Consider the following 16,128-nt stretch of genomic DNA (forward strand, 5'->3'; position numbering starts at 1 on the left):
TCATCGCGCGGCGCTGGCGCTGGCTGGCCGCACCCGGGGTTCTTCCTGGGCGATCTCGCAGACGGAAAAGCGAGTGAGCAAGACCATGTCCTCGCCCGGGGCCAGGTCGATCAGGCCGGGGCGCTTGGGTCGGTGGAAGGCGTCGATGGGATGCGTCACCGGCTCCAGGCAGAAGAAGGCCTGTTTGACCGGGCGGAACATCAGCACATAGCCGCTGCGGTCGGTGGTATGCATCTGCAGGCGCAGTCCGCGCGTGGGATCTTCGATCATGGCCAGGCCATCCCAGCCTTCGAAGCAGTTGTCGATCAGTTTGTCTTCCAGCGTGGCCGGGCGGTTGTAGTCCCAGCCTGCCGGCAACTGGCGGGTGAAGCTGGTGGGGATGCGGTCCGGTCCCGAGAGCCACACGCCGCGTGAGCGGAATTGCAGCCGGGTCTGGGCGTCGCGCAGGAAGTAGGGATGCAGGCCCAGGCCGTAGGGCAGGGTCTCCGTACCGGTATTGGTCACGCGCAGCTCGATCTCCAGCGCATTCTCGCGCAGGGTCAGCAACTGCCGCGCGCGATAGACGTAGGGATTGCCGTCGTAGCGGTCCGATTCCAGTTCCAGGGTCATGCGGTCCTCGGCCTGGGCCGTGATGGTCCAGGCCTGGCGCCAGCTGTCGCCGTGGATGGGATAGGGTTCGCCGAGGCGGTTGGGGACCAGCGGATAATGCTTGCCGTCGAAATCGAATCCGCCGCCAGTGATGCGGTTGGACCAGGGCAGCAGCGGGAAGCAGGCAGTGGCGTAGAGCGCTGCAGGATCGGCGCTCCAGGGGCGCAGCAGCGGCAGCCATTGGCGCTCGCGCTGCCATTCCCAGCCAGCCAGTGCGCCGCCCAGCGAAGGCAGCACATGCAGCCGCTGGCGGCCGGCTTGCAAGGTATGGATTTGCGGCAGTCCCTGGGAGCCTGCGCGGCGGGCATCGGTTGCTCGGGATGGCATGTCGTCTCGTGTCTTGTTATGGTGTGCAGCGCGCATCAGCGATGGTGCGCAGCGTCCCGTCGAGGGGACATCGAAGGCGGTTTCACGAAGAGGGAGAGGGTTCACGAGCTGGGTCTGCGCTCCGTCTGCACGAACTGCGCTTCAAAAAAATCACGCCGATGCTATCACCGCCCTCCGATAGGGAATAATGAAAAAAAGATCGCAAACGATATCAAAATTGCGCGAGGCCTGCCCGAGCCGCGACGAAAGCGGCCTGCGCGACGGTGCAGGCTCATCGATGCGGGAAACGGTATCGAAAAACATTAAAAATTCATTGGAAGCTTATTGGTCGCTTGCCTAATATTGAGCCCGGATCGAGAACGATCAGGGCTGTTTCGTGTTCCCGATTCCAGACGCACCGCGCCGCACTCTTATTCCTACAAGTCGAACGCATCGCCGGCGCAGCGCACTTCACGCATACAACAAGGGGAAGTCCACAATTCCCTGCCAACGGAGACTGACAATGAATTCGAAGAGAAGAGCGCTTCTGGGCGCAGCCATTTGCCTGAGCCTGGGTAGCAGCGCCATGAGCCTTCCGGCCTTTGCCGCCGACAAACCGCTGACCATGGGTTTCTCCCAGGTCGGCGCAGAAAGCGAATGGCGTACCGCCAATACCGTTTCCATCAAGGACGCCGCCAAGCAGGCCGGTGTGAACCTGAAGTTCGCCGACGCCCAGCAGAAGCAGGAAAACCAGGTCAAGGCGATCCGCTCCTTCATCGCGCAAAAGGTCGACGTGATCGCCTTCTCGCCCGTGGTGGAGTCGGGCTGGGAAACCGTGCTGCGTGAAGCCAAGGCCGCCAAGATTCCCGTGATCCTGACCGACCGCGCCGTCAACGTCTCCGACAAGTCGCTGTATGTGACCTTCATCGGTTCGGACTTCGTGGAAGAAGGCCGCCGCGCGGGCCGCTGGCTGCTGGAGAAGGCCAAGAGCATGCCGGCGGGCGATATCAACATCGTCGAACTGCAGGGCACCGTCGGTTCGGCGCCGGCCATCGACCGCAAGGCTGGCTTCGAGGAAGTCATCAAGGGTGAACCGCGCCTGAAGATCATCCGCTCGCAGACCGGCGACTTCACCCGCGCCAAGGGCAAGGAAGTGATGGAAGCCTTCCTCAAGGCCGAGGGCAAGAAGATCAATGTGCTCTACGCCCATAACGACGACATGGCCATCGGCGCCATCCAGGCCATCGAAGAAGCCGGCATGAAGCCGGGCAAGGACATCATCATCATCTCCATCGATGGGGTCAAGGGCGCCTTCGAAGCCATGATGGCCGGCAAGCTCAATGTCACCGTCGAGTGCAGCCCGCTGCTGGGTCCGCAACTGATGCAGATCGCCAAGGATATCAAGGCTGGCAAGGAAGTCCCCAAGCGCATCACGACCGAGGAAGGCATCTTCCCGGCCGAAGTGGCGGCCAAGGAATTCCCCAACCGCAAGTACTGATACCGACCTGATGGACGCCGCATTGGCTGCTGCTTGTCGCGGTGCGCCTGTGCGGCGGTTTTTTTCGCCTGCTGCGGAAGTGCGCGCAGCGGGTGTTCTGATGGAGTTGCGATGACGATGTCTGTCGGGACGCAGGCGCGTCCCATGCTGGAATTGAGCGGTATCCACAAGGCATTCGCGGGCGTGAAGGCGCTCACCGATGTCGGCTTGCGGCTGTTCCCGGGGGAAGTGCATACCCTGATGGGGCAGAATGGCGCAGGCAAGTCCACGCTGATCAAGGTGCTGACCGGCGTGCATGAACCCGATGGCGGCAAGATCGAACTGGATGGTCGCGCCATTGCGCCGGCCTCCACCCTGGAGGCGCAGGCGCTGGGCATCAGCACGGTCTACCAGGAGGTCAACCTCTGTCCCAACCTGTCGGTGGCCGAGAATATCTTCGTGGGCCGCTATCCCACCCGCTTTGGCCGCATCGACTGGAAGAGCGTACACACGCAATCCCGGCAACTGCTGCAGCAGTTGCAGATCGATATCGATGTCGCTGCGCCGCTGTCGTCCTATCCGCTGGCGATCCAGCAGATGGTGGCGATCTCGCGTGCGCTGTCGGTCTCGGCCAAGGTGCTCATTCTCGATGAGCCCACCTCCAGCCTCGATGAGGCCGAGGTGCAGCAGCTCTTCAAGGTGCTGCGCCGCCTGCGCGAGCAGGGCATGGCGATTCTCTTCGTGACGCACTTCCTGGACCAGACCTACGAGATCTCGGACCGCATCACGGTGCTGCGCAATGGTGTGCGCGAGGGTGAATACCTGGTGTCCGAGCTGTCGCGCCTGGATCTGGTCAACAAGATGGTGGGGGTGACGGCAGTCGATCACCGCAAGGTCGAGGCGGGCGCCGAGGCGCTGGCTTCTGAACTCTCGACCGATGCCGCCGCTGCCGGCGCGGTCTTCCTGCAAGCCGAGGGCTTTGGTCGGCGCGGCGTGCTGGCGCCGCAAGACCTGCAATTGCGGCGCGGTGAAGTCTTCGGACTGTGCGGCCTGCTGGGCTCGGGGCGTACCGAGATGGCGCGCCTGCTGTTCGGCGCCGATCGTGCTGACTGCGGTCAGTTGCGTATCGAAGGCAAGGAGGTCCGGCTCAACGTGCCGCGTGATGCGATTGCTGCTGGCATCGGTTTCTGTTCCGAGGACCGCAAGAAGGAAGGCGCGATCCTGGAACTGTCGGTGCGCGAAAACATCATCCTGGCGCTGCAAGCGCGTCAAGGCTTGTTCCGGGTGCTGCCGCGCAAGCGCCAGAACCAGATCGCCGCGGATTACGTCAAGTGGCTGGGCATCAAGACGGCCGACCTGGAAACCCCCATCGGCCTGCTCTCCGGCGGCAACCAGCAGAAAGCCTTGCTGGCGCGCTGGCTGGCGACCGACCCGGGCATGCTGATCCTGGACGAGCCCACGCGCGGCATCGACGTGCGCGCCAAGCAGGAGATCATGGATTTCGTCATCGCCATGTGCCGCAAGGGCATGTCCATTCTTTTCATTTCCTCGGAGATTCCCGAGGTCCTGCGTTGCAGCGACCGCATGCTGGTGCTGCGCGACCGTCGCGCCTGTGGTGAGTATCGCCGCGGCGAGCTGGACGAACAGTCGGTCTTGCAGGTGATCGCGGGAGAGACCGCATGAGTGCTTCCATGGATTCCAAACTGATTCCCGATACCGCCGCCTCCGCCGGCTCGCCGATGCTGGCCGGCCTGTTGCGCCATCCGCTGGTGCGTCCGCTGGGGGCGCTGGCGGTGCTGCTGCTGATCGATTTCCTGCTGGTGCCAGGCTTCTTCAAGCTGGAGATCAAGGACGGCCACCTGTATGGCGCCCTGATCGACATCATCAACCGCGCCGCGCCGCTGATGCTGGCCGCGCTGGGCATGACGCTGGTCATTGCCACGCGTGGCGTGGATATTTCGGTGGGCGCGGTGGTGGCCATCTCCGGTGCGGTGGCAGCCATCTTGATCGGCGGCAAGATGGTGGTGGTCGATGGCGTCTCGCAATATGTCAGCAATGTGCCGATGGTCTGGGCGCTGTGTGCGGCCATGGGTGCGGCCTTGCTGTGCGGCGCCTGGAACGGCTTGCTGGTGGCCGGTCTGGGGCTGCAGCCCATCATCGCCACGCTGATCCTGATGGTGGCCGGGCGCGGACTGGCGCAGCTGCTCACCGATGGTCAGATCGTCACGGTCTATTACAAGCCCTTCTTCTTCCTGGGCGGCGGCTATCTGTTCGGCCTGCCGTTCTCGCTCTACATCGCGGCGGCCATGTTCGTGCTGCTGGCGCTGCTGATGAAGAAGACCGCGCTGGGGCTGTTCATCGAATCGGTCGGCATCAACCCGGTGGCGTCCCGCCTGGCCGGCATCCGCACGGCGGCGCTGATCTTCTTCGTCTACATGTTCTGCAGCGCCTGCGCCGGGCTGGCCGGACTGATGATCGCGTCCAACATCAAGAGCGCCGACGCCAACAACGCGGGCCTGCTGCTGGAACTGGACGCCATCCTGGCCGTGACCCTGGGCGGCACCTCGCTGGCCGGGGGCAAGTTCAGCCTGGTGGGCAGCGTCATCGGCGCGCTCATCATCCAGACGCTGACCTACACCATCTATTCGCTGGGCGTGCCGCCTGAGGTCAACATGGTGGTCAAGTCCATCGTGGTGTTCCTGGTGTGCCTGTCGCAGTCGCCGCAATTCCGCCGCATGTTGAGGATGTCCAAATCATGATGCTCGTTTCTTCCTTGCGGCGCGCTTCGCACGCGCCGTGGTTCACGTCCATGGTCACCGTGGTGTTGCTGGTGGTCATGCTGGTGGCCGGCGCTCTCGGCTACGATGGCTTCCTGTCGCCCCAGGTGATGCTCAATCTCTTGATCGACAATGCCTTCCTGCTGGTGGTGGCCATCGGCATGACCTTCGTCATCCTCTCCGGCGGCATCGACCTCTCGGTCGGCTCGGTGCTGGCGCTGACCACGATGGTGGCGGCCTTCCTGCTGCAGAACTGGCACTGGCATCCGCTGCTGGTGATCGTCACCGTGCTGTTGATGGGCGCCGGGTTTGGCGCCGCCATGGGCGCGATGATCCATTACTTCAAGCTGCAGGCCTTCATCGTCACGCTAGCGGGGATGTTCTTGGCGCGCGGACTGTGCTACCTCATCAGCATCAATTCCATCACCATCGATGATCCGCTGTTTACCACCCTGTCGCAGACGCGGCTGGAGCTGGCGGGGTTGTTCATTTCGCCTAGCGTGGTGATCGCCCTGTTCATGCTGGCGCTGGCGATCTGGATGGCGCACTGCACCCGCTTTGGCCGCGCCGTCTATGCCATCGGCGGCAACGAGAACTCGGCGCTGCTGATGGGCTTGCCGGTGGGGCGCACCAAGGTCCTGGTGTATGCCTTCAGTGGCTTGTGCGCGGCGGTGGCCGGCGTGCTGTTCTCTTTCTACATGCTCTCCGGCTACGGCCTGCATGCCCAAGGGGTGGAGCTCGATGCGATTGCGGCCGTAGTCATCGGCGGCACCCTGTTGACCGGCGGCTATGGTTACGTGGCCGGCACCTTGACCGGCGTGCTCATCCTGGGGGTGATCCAGACCCTGATTGCCTTCGATGGCACCCTCAGTTCCTGGTGGACCAAGATCTTCATTGGAGCGCTGCTGTTCGTGTTTTGCGTGGCGCAACGCGTCATTTCCCTGGGCGCCCTGCGAGGCAAACCGGCTGGGTCGGCGAAAGCCGCGCCAGCCGGGGCTTAGACGGGATTTTTTAAGCTTAATTAAGATAACTTTACATAGAGGGAGTTATACCGAAAATCATATCCATTACGTTCAAAAAATCATTAGAAATGTATTGGTAAAGCAATTAATGTAGAGCCCGCAAAACAGTTGCTCTGCATGACATTCATCAGAACTAGAGGCGCTGTTTTAGACAACTACAACACGCCATTCCATAAATAGAGACTGGAGACTCGAAGCATGAAAATCAAATCCGTATTGAGCGGTATCGCCCTCGGCCTGGGCGTCACCCTGATGTCCATCAGCGCACAGGTGAGCGCACAGAGCAAGCAGCTGGTCGGCGTGGCCATGCCCACCAAGTCTTCAGCCCGCTGGATCGCCGACGGCAACAACATGGTCAAGGTCCTCAAGGAAAAGGGTTACCAGACCGACCTGCAATACGCTGAAGACGACATCCCCAACCAGCTGTCCCAGATCGAGAACATGCTGACCAAGGGCGCCAAGGTGCTGGTGATCGCCGCCATCGACGGCACCACCCTGACCGACGTGCTGCAGAAGGCCGCCGACAAGGGCGTCAAGGTCATCGCCTATGACCGCCTGATCCGTGGCTCCAAGAACGTCGACTACTACGCCACCTTCGACAACTTCCAGGTCGGCGTGCTGCAGGCGCAATCGCTGGAAAAGGCCCTGGGCCTGAAGGAAGGCAAGGGTCCGTTCAACATCGAACTGTTCGGCGGTTCCTCGGACGACAACAACGCCTTCTTCTTCTACAACGGCGCCATGTCGGTGCTGAAGCCCTACATCGACAGCGGCAAGCTGGTGGTACGTTCCAAGCAGATGGGCATGGACAAGGTCGCGACCCTGCGCTGGGATCCGGCCACTGCACAAGCCCGTATGGACAACCTGCTGTCGGCCTACTACACCAACGCCAAGGTCAACGCCGTGCTGTCCCCGTATGACGGTCTGTCCATCGGTATCCTGTCCTCGCTGCGCGGCGTCGGCTACGGCACCCCGCAACAACCCTTCCCGTATGTCTCGGGTCAGGATGCAGAAGTGCCTTCGGTCAAGTCCATCATCCGTGGCGAGCAGTACTCCACCATCTTCAAGGACACCCGCGAACTGGCCAAGGTCACCGTCGGTATGGTTGACGCTGTCCTGGGCGGCAAGCAGCCCCAGATCAACGACACCAAGACCTACAACAACGGCGTGAAGGTGGTGCCTTCCTACCTGTTGAAGCCGGTCGTGGTGGACAAGTCGAACTGGAAGGAAGTCCTGGTCGGCAGCGGCTACTACACCGAAGCCCAACTGAAGTAAGCAGGATAGCGGGCGCTGCCGATGTCACATCGTTGCGGCCGCCCGCTGAATCTTTTGCAAGAAGAATACTCACAAGATCAGCATAGTCCCGCCCTGTGCGGGACTAATACTTTCAGGAAGTTGCGCTTGCACCCGTGCAACGCAAACGAGACAGACAAGTCCGGCTACGTCATCCACGCAAGACCGGCAAAAGAGAGGTCAGCATCATGAGCAACATTCTGGAAATGCGCGGCATCGAAAAGAGTTTCCCGGGTGTGAAGGCGTTGAACAACGTCAACCTGGCGGTACGCGAAGGCGAGATCCACGCCATCGTCGGCGAGAACGGCGCGGGCAAGTCCACGCTGATGAAGGTGCTGTCGGGGGTCTACCCGCACGGTTCCTACTCGGGCGACATCGTCTACAAGGGCGAGGTGCGCGCCTTCAAGGATATCCGCGACAGCGAACACCTGGGCATCATCATCATCCACCAGGAGCTGGCGCTGGTGCCGCTGCTGTCGGTGATGGAAAACCTCTTCCTGGGTAACGAGCAAGCCCGTGGCGGCGTGATCGACTGGGAACAGTCCTACGTGCGCGCCAAGGAACTGCTGGCCAAGGTCGGCCTGAAGGAGTCGCCGCTGACCCAGGTGGGCGACCTGGGCGTGGGCAAGCAGCAATTGATCGAGATCGCCAAGGCGCTCTCCAAGGAAGTCAAGCTGCTGATCCTGGACGAACCCACCGCCAGCCTCAATGAAAGCGATTCCGATGCGCTGCTCGAACTGCTGCTGGAATTGAAGCGCCAGGGCATCGCCTCGATCCTGATCTCGCACAAGCTCAACGAAATTTCCAAGGTGGCCGATTCCATCACCGTGCTGCGCGACGGCACCACGGTCGATACCTTCGACTGCCGCGCTGAACCCATCAGCGAAGACCGCATCATCCAGCACATGGTGGGCCGCGAGATGGCCGACCGCTATCCGCAGCGCGACCCGCAGATCGGCGAGGTCATCTTCGAGGTGCGCGACTGGCGCGTGCACCATCCGCTGCATACGGACCGCCTGGCCATCAAGGACGTCAACATGAGCGTGCGCGCCGGCGAGATCGTCGGTATCGCCGGCTTGATGGGGGCCGGCCGCACCGAGCTGGCCAAGAGCATCTTCGGCCGCGCCTATGGCAAGAAGATCACTGGCCAAGCCTTCCTGCACGGCAAGGAAGTGGACCTGTCCACCATCGAGAAGGCCATCGCCAAGGGCATCGCCTACGTCACCGAAGACCGCAAGGGCGATGGCCTGGTGCTGGAAGAAGACATCAAGAAGAACATCTCGCTGGCCAACCTGGGCGGCGTGTCCGAGCGCACCGTCATCGACGAGGCGCGCGAATACAAGATCGCGGCGGACTTCAAGCAGCAGATGCGCATCCGCTGTTCCAGCGTGCTGCAGAAGGTGGTCAACCTCTCCGGCGGCAACCAGCAGAAGGTGGTGCTGTCGAAGTGGCTGTTCTCGCAGCCGGAAGTGCTGATCCTGGACGAACCCACGCGCGGCATCGACGTGGGCGCCAAGTTCGAGATCTACAACATCATCAGCAAGCTGGCCGCCGAGGGCAAGTGCATCATCATGATCTCGTCGGAAATGCCGGAACTGCTGGGCATGTGCGACCGCATCTACGTGATGAACGAAGGCCAGTTCGTGGGCCATCTGCCCAAGGCCGAGGCCACCCAGGAAAACATCATGCGCGCCATCATGCGCAACAAGCGCATCGATGAGCCGGGCCTGTCCAAGGCCGCCTGAACGCAGCAGACCAAGCCGGAGCCAAACCGGCGGCAACTACCATAAAGACCAGAGAGCACCTGAGGAGCAAGACAATGGAGAGCATTGACATGAGCAAGAAACCGGCTGCGGCCGCCGCCGGCGGCGCCGCCGAAAAGAAGGACTACGGCAGCTTCCTGAAGAACAACATGCGCGAGTACGGCATGCTGATGTCGCTGGTGGCCATCATGGCCTTCTTCCAGATCATGACCGACGGCACGCTGATGCGTCCGCTGAACCTGACCAACCTGGTCCTGCAGAACAGCTACATCGTCATCATGGCGCTGGGCATGCTGATGGTCATCGTGGCCGGCCACATCGACCTGTCGGTGGGATCGGTGGTGGGCCTCATCGGCGCCCTGGCGGCCGTGCTGATGGTGGACTACGGCTGGGGCTTCGTGCCCGCATCCATCGTCTGCCTGATCGCCGGCGGCCTGATCGGCGCGGCGCAGGGCTACTGGATCGCCTACTTCAAGATCCCGTCCTTCATCGTCACCCTGGCCGGCATGCTGGTCTTCAAGGGCATGGCGCTGGCGCTGCTGCAAGGCCAGTCCCTGGGCCCCTTCCCGCAGACCTTCCAGATGCTGTCCTCGGGCTTCATCCCTGAACTGACCGGCAACACCACCTTCCGCACCACCTCGCTCATCGTCGGCGTGATCGCGGCCGTGGTGCTGATCCTGGTCAAGCTGCATGGCCGTCGCAAGCAGACCAAGCACGGCATGGAAGATGAACCGGTGCTGTTCTTCCTGCTCAAGAACGGCGTGTTCGCGGCCGCCATCATCGCCTTCAGCTACCTGCTGTCGACCTATCGCGGCATGCCCAACGTGCTCATCATCATGTTTGCGCTGATGGTGCTCTACACCTTCATCACCAGCCGCACTACCCTGGGTCGCCGCGTCTACGCCGTGGGCGGCAACGAGAAGGCGGCCAAGCTGTCGGGCATCAAGACCGAACGCGTATCCTTCTTCACCTTCGTCAACATGGGCGTGCTGGCCGCACTGGCCGGCCTGATCTTCGCCGCTCGCCTGAACACCGCCACCCCCAAGGCGGGCCTGGGCTTCGAGCTGGACGTGATCGCGGCCTGCTTCATCGGCGGCGCTTCGGCCTCGGGCGGTGTGGGCAAGGTCATGGGCGCGGTCATCGGCGCCTTCGTGATGGGCGTGATGAACAACGGCATGTCCATCATGGGCATCGGCATCGACTACCAGCAGATGATCAAGGGCTTCGTGCTGCTCATGGCGGTCTGCTTCGACGTCTACAACAAGAACAAGTAATCCGGATGGCAAAGGCGGGCAGACTGGCCCGCCTTTTACATTGACCTCCGGCTGGACCCTATCCTTTCATTTCCTTCTGTCAGGAATTCAACGATGAGTAGCGACAAAAAAGACAAGAGCCGCACCCTGCGCTCGGCCGGCTGGTTCGGCACCGCCGACAAGAACGGTTTCATGTACCGTAGCTGGATGAAGAACCAGGGCATCCCCGACCACGAATTCCAGGGCAAGCCGGTCATCGGCATCTGCAATACCTGGTCGGAACTGACGCCCTGCAACGCCCACTTCCGCAAGATCGCCGAACACGTGCGGCGCGGCATCATCGAGGCCGGCGGCTTCCCGGTGGAGTTCCCGGTGTTCTCCAATGGCGAATCCAACCTGCGCCCGACCGCCATGCTCACCCGCAACCTGGCCAGCATGGACGTGGAAGAATCGATCCGCGGCAATCCCATCGATGCGGTGGTGCTGCTGACCGGCTGCGACAAGACCACGCCAGCCCTGCTGATGGGCGCGGCCAGCTGCGACGTGCCGGCCATCGTCGTGACCGGTGGTCCGATGTTGAACGGCAAGCACCAGGGCCGCGACATCGGTTCGGGCACGGTGGTGTGGCAGTTGTCGGAACAGGTCAAGGCCGGTGAAATCACCATCCACGACTTCATGGCCGCTGAAGCCGGCATGTCGCGTTCGGCTGGCACCTGCAACACCATGGGCACCGCCTCCACCATGGCCTGCATGGCCGAGTCGCTGGGCGTGTCGTTGCCGCACAATGCAGCGATCCCGGCCGTTGATGCGCGCCGCTATGTTCTCGCGCACTTGTCCGGCATGCGCATCGTCGACATGGTCTGGGAAGGCCTGACCCTGTCCAAGATCCTGACCCGCAAGGCCTTCGAGAACGCCATCCGCACCAACGCCGCCATCGGTGGTTCCACCAATGCCGTGATCCACCTGAAGGCCATCGCTGGTCGCATCGGCGTGGACCTGGAACTGGAAGACTGGACCCGCATCGGCCGTGGCACCCCGACCATCGTCGACCTGCAGCCCTCGGGCCGCTACCTGATGGAAGAGTTCTACTACGCCGGTGGCCTGCCGGCCGTGCTGCGCCGCCTGGGCGAAGCCGATCTGCTGCCGCACAAGGATGCACTGACCGTCAACGGCCAGACCATGTGGGACAACGTCAAGGATGCGCCGATCTACAACGACGAAGTGGTGCGTCCGCTGGCCAAGCCGCTGATCGAAGATGGCGGCATCTGCATCCTGCGCGGCAACCTGGCGCCGCGCGGCGCGGTCTTGAAGCCCTCTGCGGCCACGCCTGAGCTGATGAAGCATCGCGGCCGCGCGGTGGTCTTCGAAGACTTCAACCACTACAAGGAACGCATCAACGATCCCGATCTGGATGTGGACGCCAGCTGCGTGCTGGTCATGAAGAACGTCGGTCCCAAGGGGTATCCGGGCATGGCCGAAGTGGGCAACATGGGCTTGCCGCCCAAGGTGCTGGCCACGGGCGTGAAGGACATGGTGCGTATCTCGGACGCGCGCATGAGCGGCACCGCCTATGGCACCGTGATCCTGCATGTGGCGCCCGAAGCCGCTGCGGGCGGCCCGCTGGGCATCGTCCAGGATGGCGACTTCATCGAGCTCGACGCCTATGCCGGCAAGCTGCAGCTGGACATCAGCGAAGAAGAGATGAAGCGCCGCCTTGAGGCCCGCGCCAAGGTGCTGGCCGAGCGCAAGCCCGAGATGGTCGGCGGCTACCAGTCCCTGTATGTGGACCGCGTGCTGCAGGCCGATGAAGGCTGCGACTTCGACTTCCTGGTCGGCTGCCGTGGCGCGGCCGTGCCCAAGCACTCGCACTGATCTTTCACCCGATATCCCATGGATGAGCCGGTGTCGGCATGACACCGGCGGCAAGGACTTCTCATGAGCAACACTCCCCAGAACGTGCAACTGGCGAGCTTCCCCAGCTTGAAGGGCAAGCGCGTCTTCATCACCGGTGGCGGCACCGGCATTGGCGCGGCCATCGTCGAAGCGTTTGCGCAACAAGGTGCGCATGTGGCTTTCGTCGATATCGCCACCGAAGCCAGCGAAGCGCTGTGCAACGAGGTGGCCGCGGCCGGTCACCCCAAGCCGCTGTTCCGCCATTGCGACCTGCGCGACATCCCGGCTTTCCAGGCCACCATCGCCGAACTGCAAGCCCAGCTGGGCGATTTCGACGTGCTGGTCAACAACGCCGCCAACGACCAGCGCCACAAGCTGGAAGAAGTGACGCTGGAATACTGGAACGACCGCATCGCCATCAATCAGCGCCCGTCCTTCTTCGCCGTGCAGTCGGTGGTGGAGGGGATGAAGCGCCGCGGCGGCGGCTCCATCATCAACTTCAGTTCGATCAGCTGGCACCAGTCCGGCGGCGGCTTCCCGGTCTATACCACGGCCAAGGCCTCGACCCTGGGCTTGACCCGTGGCCTGGCGCGCGACCTCGGTCCGCACAAGATCCGCGTCAATACCGTCACGCCAGGCTGGGTCATGACCGAGCGCCAGATCAAGTTGTGGCTGGACGAAGAGGGCAAGAAGGCCATCGCCCGCAACCAGTGCCTGCAGGGCGACCTGTTGCCGTGGCACCTGGCGCGCATGGTGCTGTTCCTGGCTGCTGACGATAGCGCCATGTGCACCGCGCAGGAATTCATCGTCGATGCCGGTTGGGTCTGATGAAGCAAGGCGGGCGGCCAGGCCTGTCCTGAAAGCGGGACACACTGGCTGAAATTAAAAAAGCGTCGCTGTCTGGCGACGCTTTTTTTCATTGGTGGAGAGAGAAAAACTGAGATATCGGGCGGCGGGCTGTTGTTTTTTTGCAGTTGCTTTTTTTATTTTCGAGTGCAGAAAAATCACGCTACACAAATGGGTGAATCCGGTTTCCAGATTCTCTAATGCTTTCTTACATTTCTTAATAAAACTGCGGGACGCACTGTGGCCTTTTTGCCGCATCATGCGCAAGAAAATTCCTGCTCAGTAAATCATTTTCGCCACTTCGCGGATGGCCTGCAGCACCAGGTTGGCCCCTGGCGAGAGCAGATTGTCCTGGCGCGTGATGATGCCGAAACCCGCCATGCGGCAGGGGAGTTCGATGGGCAGGATGTCCATCAGGCGGGCCTGGGTGTAGTAGCGCGCCACTTCGGTGGGCATGGCGTAGATGAAGTCGGTCTGCTGCAACAGGCTGGTGATGAACAGGATGGCGGTGGTGTCGACCACGTTGGACGGCGGCGCCAGCCCTTGCTCGCGGAACATCTGGTCGCAGCGCGCCCGCAGGATGCTGCCCTTGGGCGCCATGATCCAGGCTTCGCTGGCCAGGTCGGCCAGGCTCAGGTCGGTGCGTGCATGGAAGGGATGTCCCACGCGCGCTACCGCACATATCGGCTCGTCGGCCAGTTCTTCATAGAGCAGGCCGCCGCGCGCCTCGTCGTCGAGGATGCGGCCGATGATGAAGTCCAGCTCGCCGTGCAGCAGGCGCGAGAGCAGGATGTTGCTGCTTTCCACTTCCACGCCGATACGCAGCATCGGCGCCTGTTCCTTGACCCGTGCGATGGCTGGCGGCAACAGCGCCATCGCCGGCGAGAGGATGCCGCCCACGTCGACCTGGCCGGACAGGCCCGACTTGAGCGCCACGATGTCCTCGTGCGCCTTGGACAGGCTGGTCAGCGCCATGCGGGCATGGCGGATCATGGCCTCGCCATAGATGGTGGGCCGCATGCCGCGCGGCAGGCGCTCGAACAGCGCCACGCCCAGCATGTCTTCCAGATCCTTGAGCTGCTTGGAAGCCGCCGGCTGGGTCATGTTGAGCTCGCTGGCGGCGCGGTGGATGTTGCGGGTGTCGTCGAGGGCGATAAGCAGAAGGAGTTGGCGGGTCTTCAATCGCGCCCGCAGAAACCAGTTGGGATCACTGTTTTTCATAAGTCTCCGGGGACCATATTCTGAATTTTTTTTACATAGAATTTTTCTTAGAAATTCATGATATCAAATCGCATATCGGAATTGCTAAAGATTTCATTGGAAAGACATGAACCGAATACTTAGTATCTAGCCACATTCCGGGCTGTACAGGACAAAACAATGACAGTGTCCGGAATGAGCGAAGAGATGGTCGGGCAGCATCAAAACAAAAAGTTGGGAGACCGTAAGGGGTCCGTCAGGATTCACGGGGTCTGAAGTGCAAGCTGCACGACCAAGCCCACCGACGAAAAAAATTTAAACGGCAATATCCACGGAGACTATTCATGAAGCAAGTGAAGCCATCCTTTATTGGAGCAAAGACCCTGTGCGCGCTCGCGCTGATGGGAGCATTCTCGGCACAGGCGCAGGCGCAGACCAGCAGTGTCACCATCTACGGCCGTGTGGTTGCGGGCGTGGATATCATGACCAACGTTCCCAAGACTGATGGCTCTGGCACGACCGGTACGCGTATCCGTGCTGCCAGCAACCAGTGGGGCACCAGCATGATCGGCGTCAAGGGTACGGAAGACCTGGGCGGCGGCACCAATGCCTTCTTCCTGCTGGAATCGGGCTTTGGCTCGACCACCGGCGGCCTGAACGGTACCGACATCAACGGCACCTCGCTGTTCAATCGTCGTTCCTACGTCGGCCTGTCCTCGGCCAATGCCGGCAGCCTGAAGCTGGGTAAGAACCTGTTCATCAACAACGATGTGTGGTTCCTGGACCCGACCGGCCAGCAATGGATCGGTACCGCCAACCTGGTGCGTGGCCGTAACTGGCCCGGCGCCAGCAACGTGATCGAGTACACCACCCCGACCTTCGGCGGCTTCGGTGCGACCGTGCAGACCAGCCTGGGCGAAGCAGCCGGCTCCTTCAGCAAGGGCGGCACCAGCACCAAGTACGGTCGCAAGGACGGCCTGTCCCTGGTGTACCAGAACAATGGTCTGGAACTGCGCGGCATCTATGACGTGATCCGCGATGCCAACGGCCGCTACACCGATGTGTATGACACCTCCAAGGAACTGATCCTGGGCGGTACTTACAAGATCGACAAGCTGAAGATGTTCCTGGGTTACGAAAACCTGCGCGCACCTGACGCCAACACCGCCAGCGGCGTGCCTGATCGCGTGAACCACTACTGGCTGGGTGCGAACTACGACGTCACTCCGCAATTCCAGCTGGTGGGTTCGGTGTTCCACGTCAATGCCAACAACGGCAATGGCAGCGCCAACCTGTTCATGGCCGGTGTGAACTACTTCCTGTCCAAGCGTACCCTGCTGTACGTGGGCGGCGGCACCATGCGCAACGGCAACAACGCCAACTACTCGCTGGAAGCGGACAGCTCCACCGGCGGTGGCAAGGGCACCAATCAGACCGGTGGCTACTTCGGTATCGCCCACTCGTTCTGATGCAATGAATCTGTAGTATCTGTAATCCTTCCTGAGGTGGTCTTGATGTAGTTGAGGGCGGGCGCAAGCCCGCCCTTTTTTCTTGTAGTCCGATGTAGTTCAATGTAGTCCAACGTAGTTCGATCTGTGCCGATGCCGCCGGCAGCACTGCCGCCATCGATAAATTATTTATATTATTTGCAGG

At 61.7% G+C, this 16,128-nt stretch carries 13 protein-coding genes; 10 read left to right on the plus strand and 3 right to left on the minus strand.

What is annotated here, in order from left to right; all coding sequences use genetic code 11:
• A complete protein-coding gene (locus ACP92_RS05140; protein WP_013233062.1) occupies nucleotides 1-975 on the minus strand; it encodes an aldose 1-epimerase in 975 nt (324 codons plus the stop codon).
• A gap of 150 nt (nucleotides 976-1,125) precedes the next feature.
• Nucleotides 1,126-1,278, minus strand: a complete 153-nt coding sequence (locus ACP92_RS24495; RefSeq protein WP_156181721.1) for a hypothetical protein — start codon at nucleotides 1,276-1,278, stop codon at nucleotides 1,126-1,128.
• A 199-nt stretch (nucleotides 1,279-1,477) separates the two neighbouring features.
• Here ACP92_RS24495 and ACP92_RS05145 point away from each other — a divergent pair, with 199 nt between their 5' ends.
• From ACP92_RS05145 to ACP92_RS05185, 9 genes are all read left to right on the plus strand, one after another.
• The gene (locus ACP92_RS05145; RefSeq protein ID WP_013233063.1) at nucleotides 1,478-2,452 is read left to right on the plus strand and encodes an ABC transporter substrate-binding protein; all 975 of its coding nucleotides are present in this window, start codon (nucleotides 1,478-1,480) and stop codon (nucleotides 2,450-2,452) included.
• A 111-nt stretch (nucleotides 2,453-2,563) separates the two neighbouring features.
• Nucleotides 2,564-4,114 carry a sugar ABC transporter ATP-binding protein gene (locus tag ACP92_RS05150; RefSeq protein ID WP_013233064.1) on the plus strand — a complete coding sequence of 517 codons (1,551 nt, stop codon included), beginning with the start codon at nucleotides 2,564-2,566 and terminating at the stop codon, nucleotides 4,112-4,114.
• The gene (locus ACP92_RS05155; RefSeq protein ID WP_013233065.1) at nucleotides 4,111-5,190 is read left to right on the plus strand and encodes an ABC transporter permease; all 1,080 of its coding nucleotides are present in this window, start codon (nucleotides 4,111-4,113) and stop codon (nucleotides 5,188-5,190) included. The genes ACP92_RS05150 and ACP92_RS05155 overlap by 4 nt, the downstream gene beginning before the upstream one ends.
• Nucleotides 5,187-6,209 carry a galactofuranose ABC transporter, permease protein YjfF gene (gene yjfF, locus ACP92_RS05160; RefSeq protein ID WP_013233066.1) on the plus strand — a complete coding sequence of 341 codons (1,023 nt, stop codon included), beginning with the start codon at nucleotides 5,187-5,189 and terminating at the stop codon, nucleotides 6,207-6,209. The genes ACP92_RS05155 and yjfF overlap by 4 nt, the downstream gene beginning before the upstream one ends.
• A gap of 219 nt (nucleotides 6,210-6,428) precedes the next feature.
• A complete protein-coding gene (gene chvE / locus ACP92_RS05165; protein ID WP_013233067.1) occupies nucleotides 6,429-7,502 on the plus strand; it encodes a multiple monosaccharide ABC transporter substrate-binding protein in 1,074 nt (357 codons plus the stop codon).
• Nucleotides 7,503-7,708: 206 nt separating this feature from the next.
• Nucleotides 7,709-9,265: a multiple monosaccharide ABC transporter ATP-binding protein gene (gene mmsA, locus ACP92_RS05170; protein ID WP_013233068.1), complete on the plus strand. Its 1,557-nt coding sequence runs from the start codon at nucleotides 7,709-7,711 to the stop codon at nucleotides 9,263-9,265.
• 74 nt (nucleotides 9,266-9,339) lie between these two features.
• Nucleotides 9,340-10,557, plus strand: coding sequence for a multiple monosaccharide ABC transporter permease (mmsB, locus tag ACP92_RS05175; RefSeq protein WP_013233069.1), 1,218 nt, complete (start codon nucleotides 9,340-9,342; stop codon nucleotides 10,555-10,557).
• A 93-nt stretch (nucleotides 10,558-10,650) separates the two neighbouring features.
• Complete coding sequence (locus ACP92_RS05180; protein WP_013233070.1) at nucleotides 10,651-12,408, plus strand: IlvD/Edd family dehydratase; 1,758 nt, start codon at nucleotides 10,651-10,653, stop codon at nucleotides 12,406-12,408.
• Nucleotides 12,409-12,471: 63 nt separating this feature from the next.
• Entirely contained in the window at nucleotides 12,472-13,257 is a 786-nt protein-coding gene (locus tag ACP92_RS05185) for an SDR family NAD(P)-dependent oxidoreductase (protein WP_013233071.1), read from the plus strand.
• Nucleotides 13,258-13,554: 297 nt separating this feature from the next.
• Here ACP92_RS05185 and ACP92_RS05190 read toward each other — a convergent pair whose 3' ends face one another.
• Nucleotides 13,555-14,496, minus strand: a complete 942-nt coding sequence (locus ACP92_RS05190; RefSeq protein ID WP_013233072.1) for a LysR family transcriptional regulator — start codon at nucleotides 14,494-14,496, stop codon at nucleotides 13,555-13,557.
• Nucleotides 14,497-14,819: 323 nt separating this feature from the next.
• Here ACP92_RS05190 and ACP92_RS05195 point away from each other — a divergent pair, with 323 nt between their 5' ends.
• The gene (locus ACP92_RS05195) at nucleotides 14,820-15,944 is read left to right on the plus strand and encodes a porin (protein WP_041310257.1); all 1,125 of its coding nucleotides are present in this window, start codon (nucleotides 14,820-14,822) and stop codon (nucleotides 15,942-15,944) included.
• Nucleotides 15,945-16,128 lie beyond the last annotated feature (184 nt).

This window comes from Herbaspirillum seropedicae (assembly GCF_001040945.1).
Classification (GTDB): domain Bacteria; phylum Pseudomonadota; class Gammaproteobacteria; order Burkholderiales; family Burkholderiaceae_D; genus Herbaspirillum; species Herbaspirillum seropedicae.

Excerpts from the sequence above, each read along its gene's own strand:
- yjfF (WP_013233066.1), top strand. The coding sequence starts at position 5,187 with ATGATGCTCGTTTCTTCCTTGCGGCGCGCTTCGCACGCGCCGTGGTTC.
- mmsA (WP_013233068.1), top strand. The coding sequence starts at position 7,709 with ATGAGCAACATTCTGGAAATGCGCGGCATCGAAAAGAGTTTCCCGGGT.
- ACP92_RS05180 (WP_013233070.1), top strand. The coding sequence starts at position 10,651 with ATGAGTAGCGACAAAAAAGACAAGAGCCGCACCCTGCGCTCGGCCGGC.
- ACP92_RS05190 (WP_013233072.1), bottom strand. The coding sequence starts at position 14,496 with ATGAAAAACAGTGATCCCAACTGGTTTCTGCGGGCGCGATTGAAGACC.
- chvE (WP_013233067.1), top strand. The coding sequence starts at position 6,429 with ATGAAAATCAAATCCGTATTGAGCGGTATCGCCCTCGGCCTGGGCGTC.
- ACP92_RS05195 (WP_041310257.1), top strand. The coding sequence starts at position 14,820 with ATGAAGCAAGTGAAGCCATCCTTTATTGGAGCAAAGACCCTGTGCGCG.
- ACP92_RS05145 (WP_013233063.1), top strand. The coding sequence starts at position 1,478 with ATGAATTCGAAGAGAAGAGCGCTTCTGGGCGCAGCCATTTGCCTGAGC.
- ACP92_RS05150 (WP_013233064.1), top strand. The coding sequence starts at position 2,564 with ATGACGATGTCTGTCGGGACGCAGGCGCGTCCCATGCTGGAATTGAGC.
- ACP92_RS05185 (WP_013233071.1), top strand. The coding sequence starts at position 12,472 with ATGAGCAACACTCCCCAGAACGTGCAACTGGCGAGCTTCCCCAGCTTG.
- ACP92_RS05140 (WP_013233062.1), bottom strand. The coding sequence starts at position 975 with ATGCCATCCCGAGCAACCGATGCCCGCCGCGCAGGCTCCCAGGGACTG.
- ACP92_RS24495 (WP_156181721.1), bottom strand. The coding sequence starts at position 1,278 with ATGTTTTTCGATACCGTTTCCCGCATCGATGAGCCTGCACCGTCGCGC.
- ACP92_RS05155 (WP_013233065.1), top strand. The coding sequence starts at position 4,111 with ATGAGTGCTTCCATGGATTCCAAACTGATTCCCGATACCGCCGCCTCC.
- mmsB (WP_013233069.1), top strand. The coding sequence starts at position 9,340 with ATGGAGAGCATTGACATGAGCAAGAAACCGGCTGCGGCCGCCGCCGGC.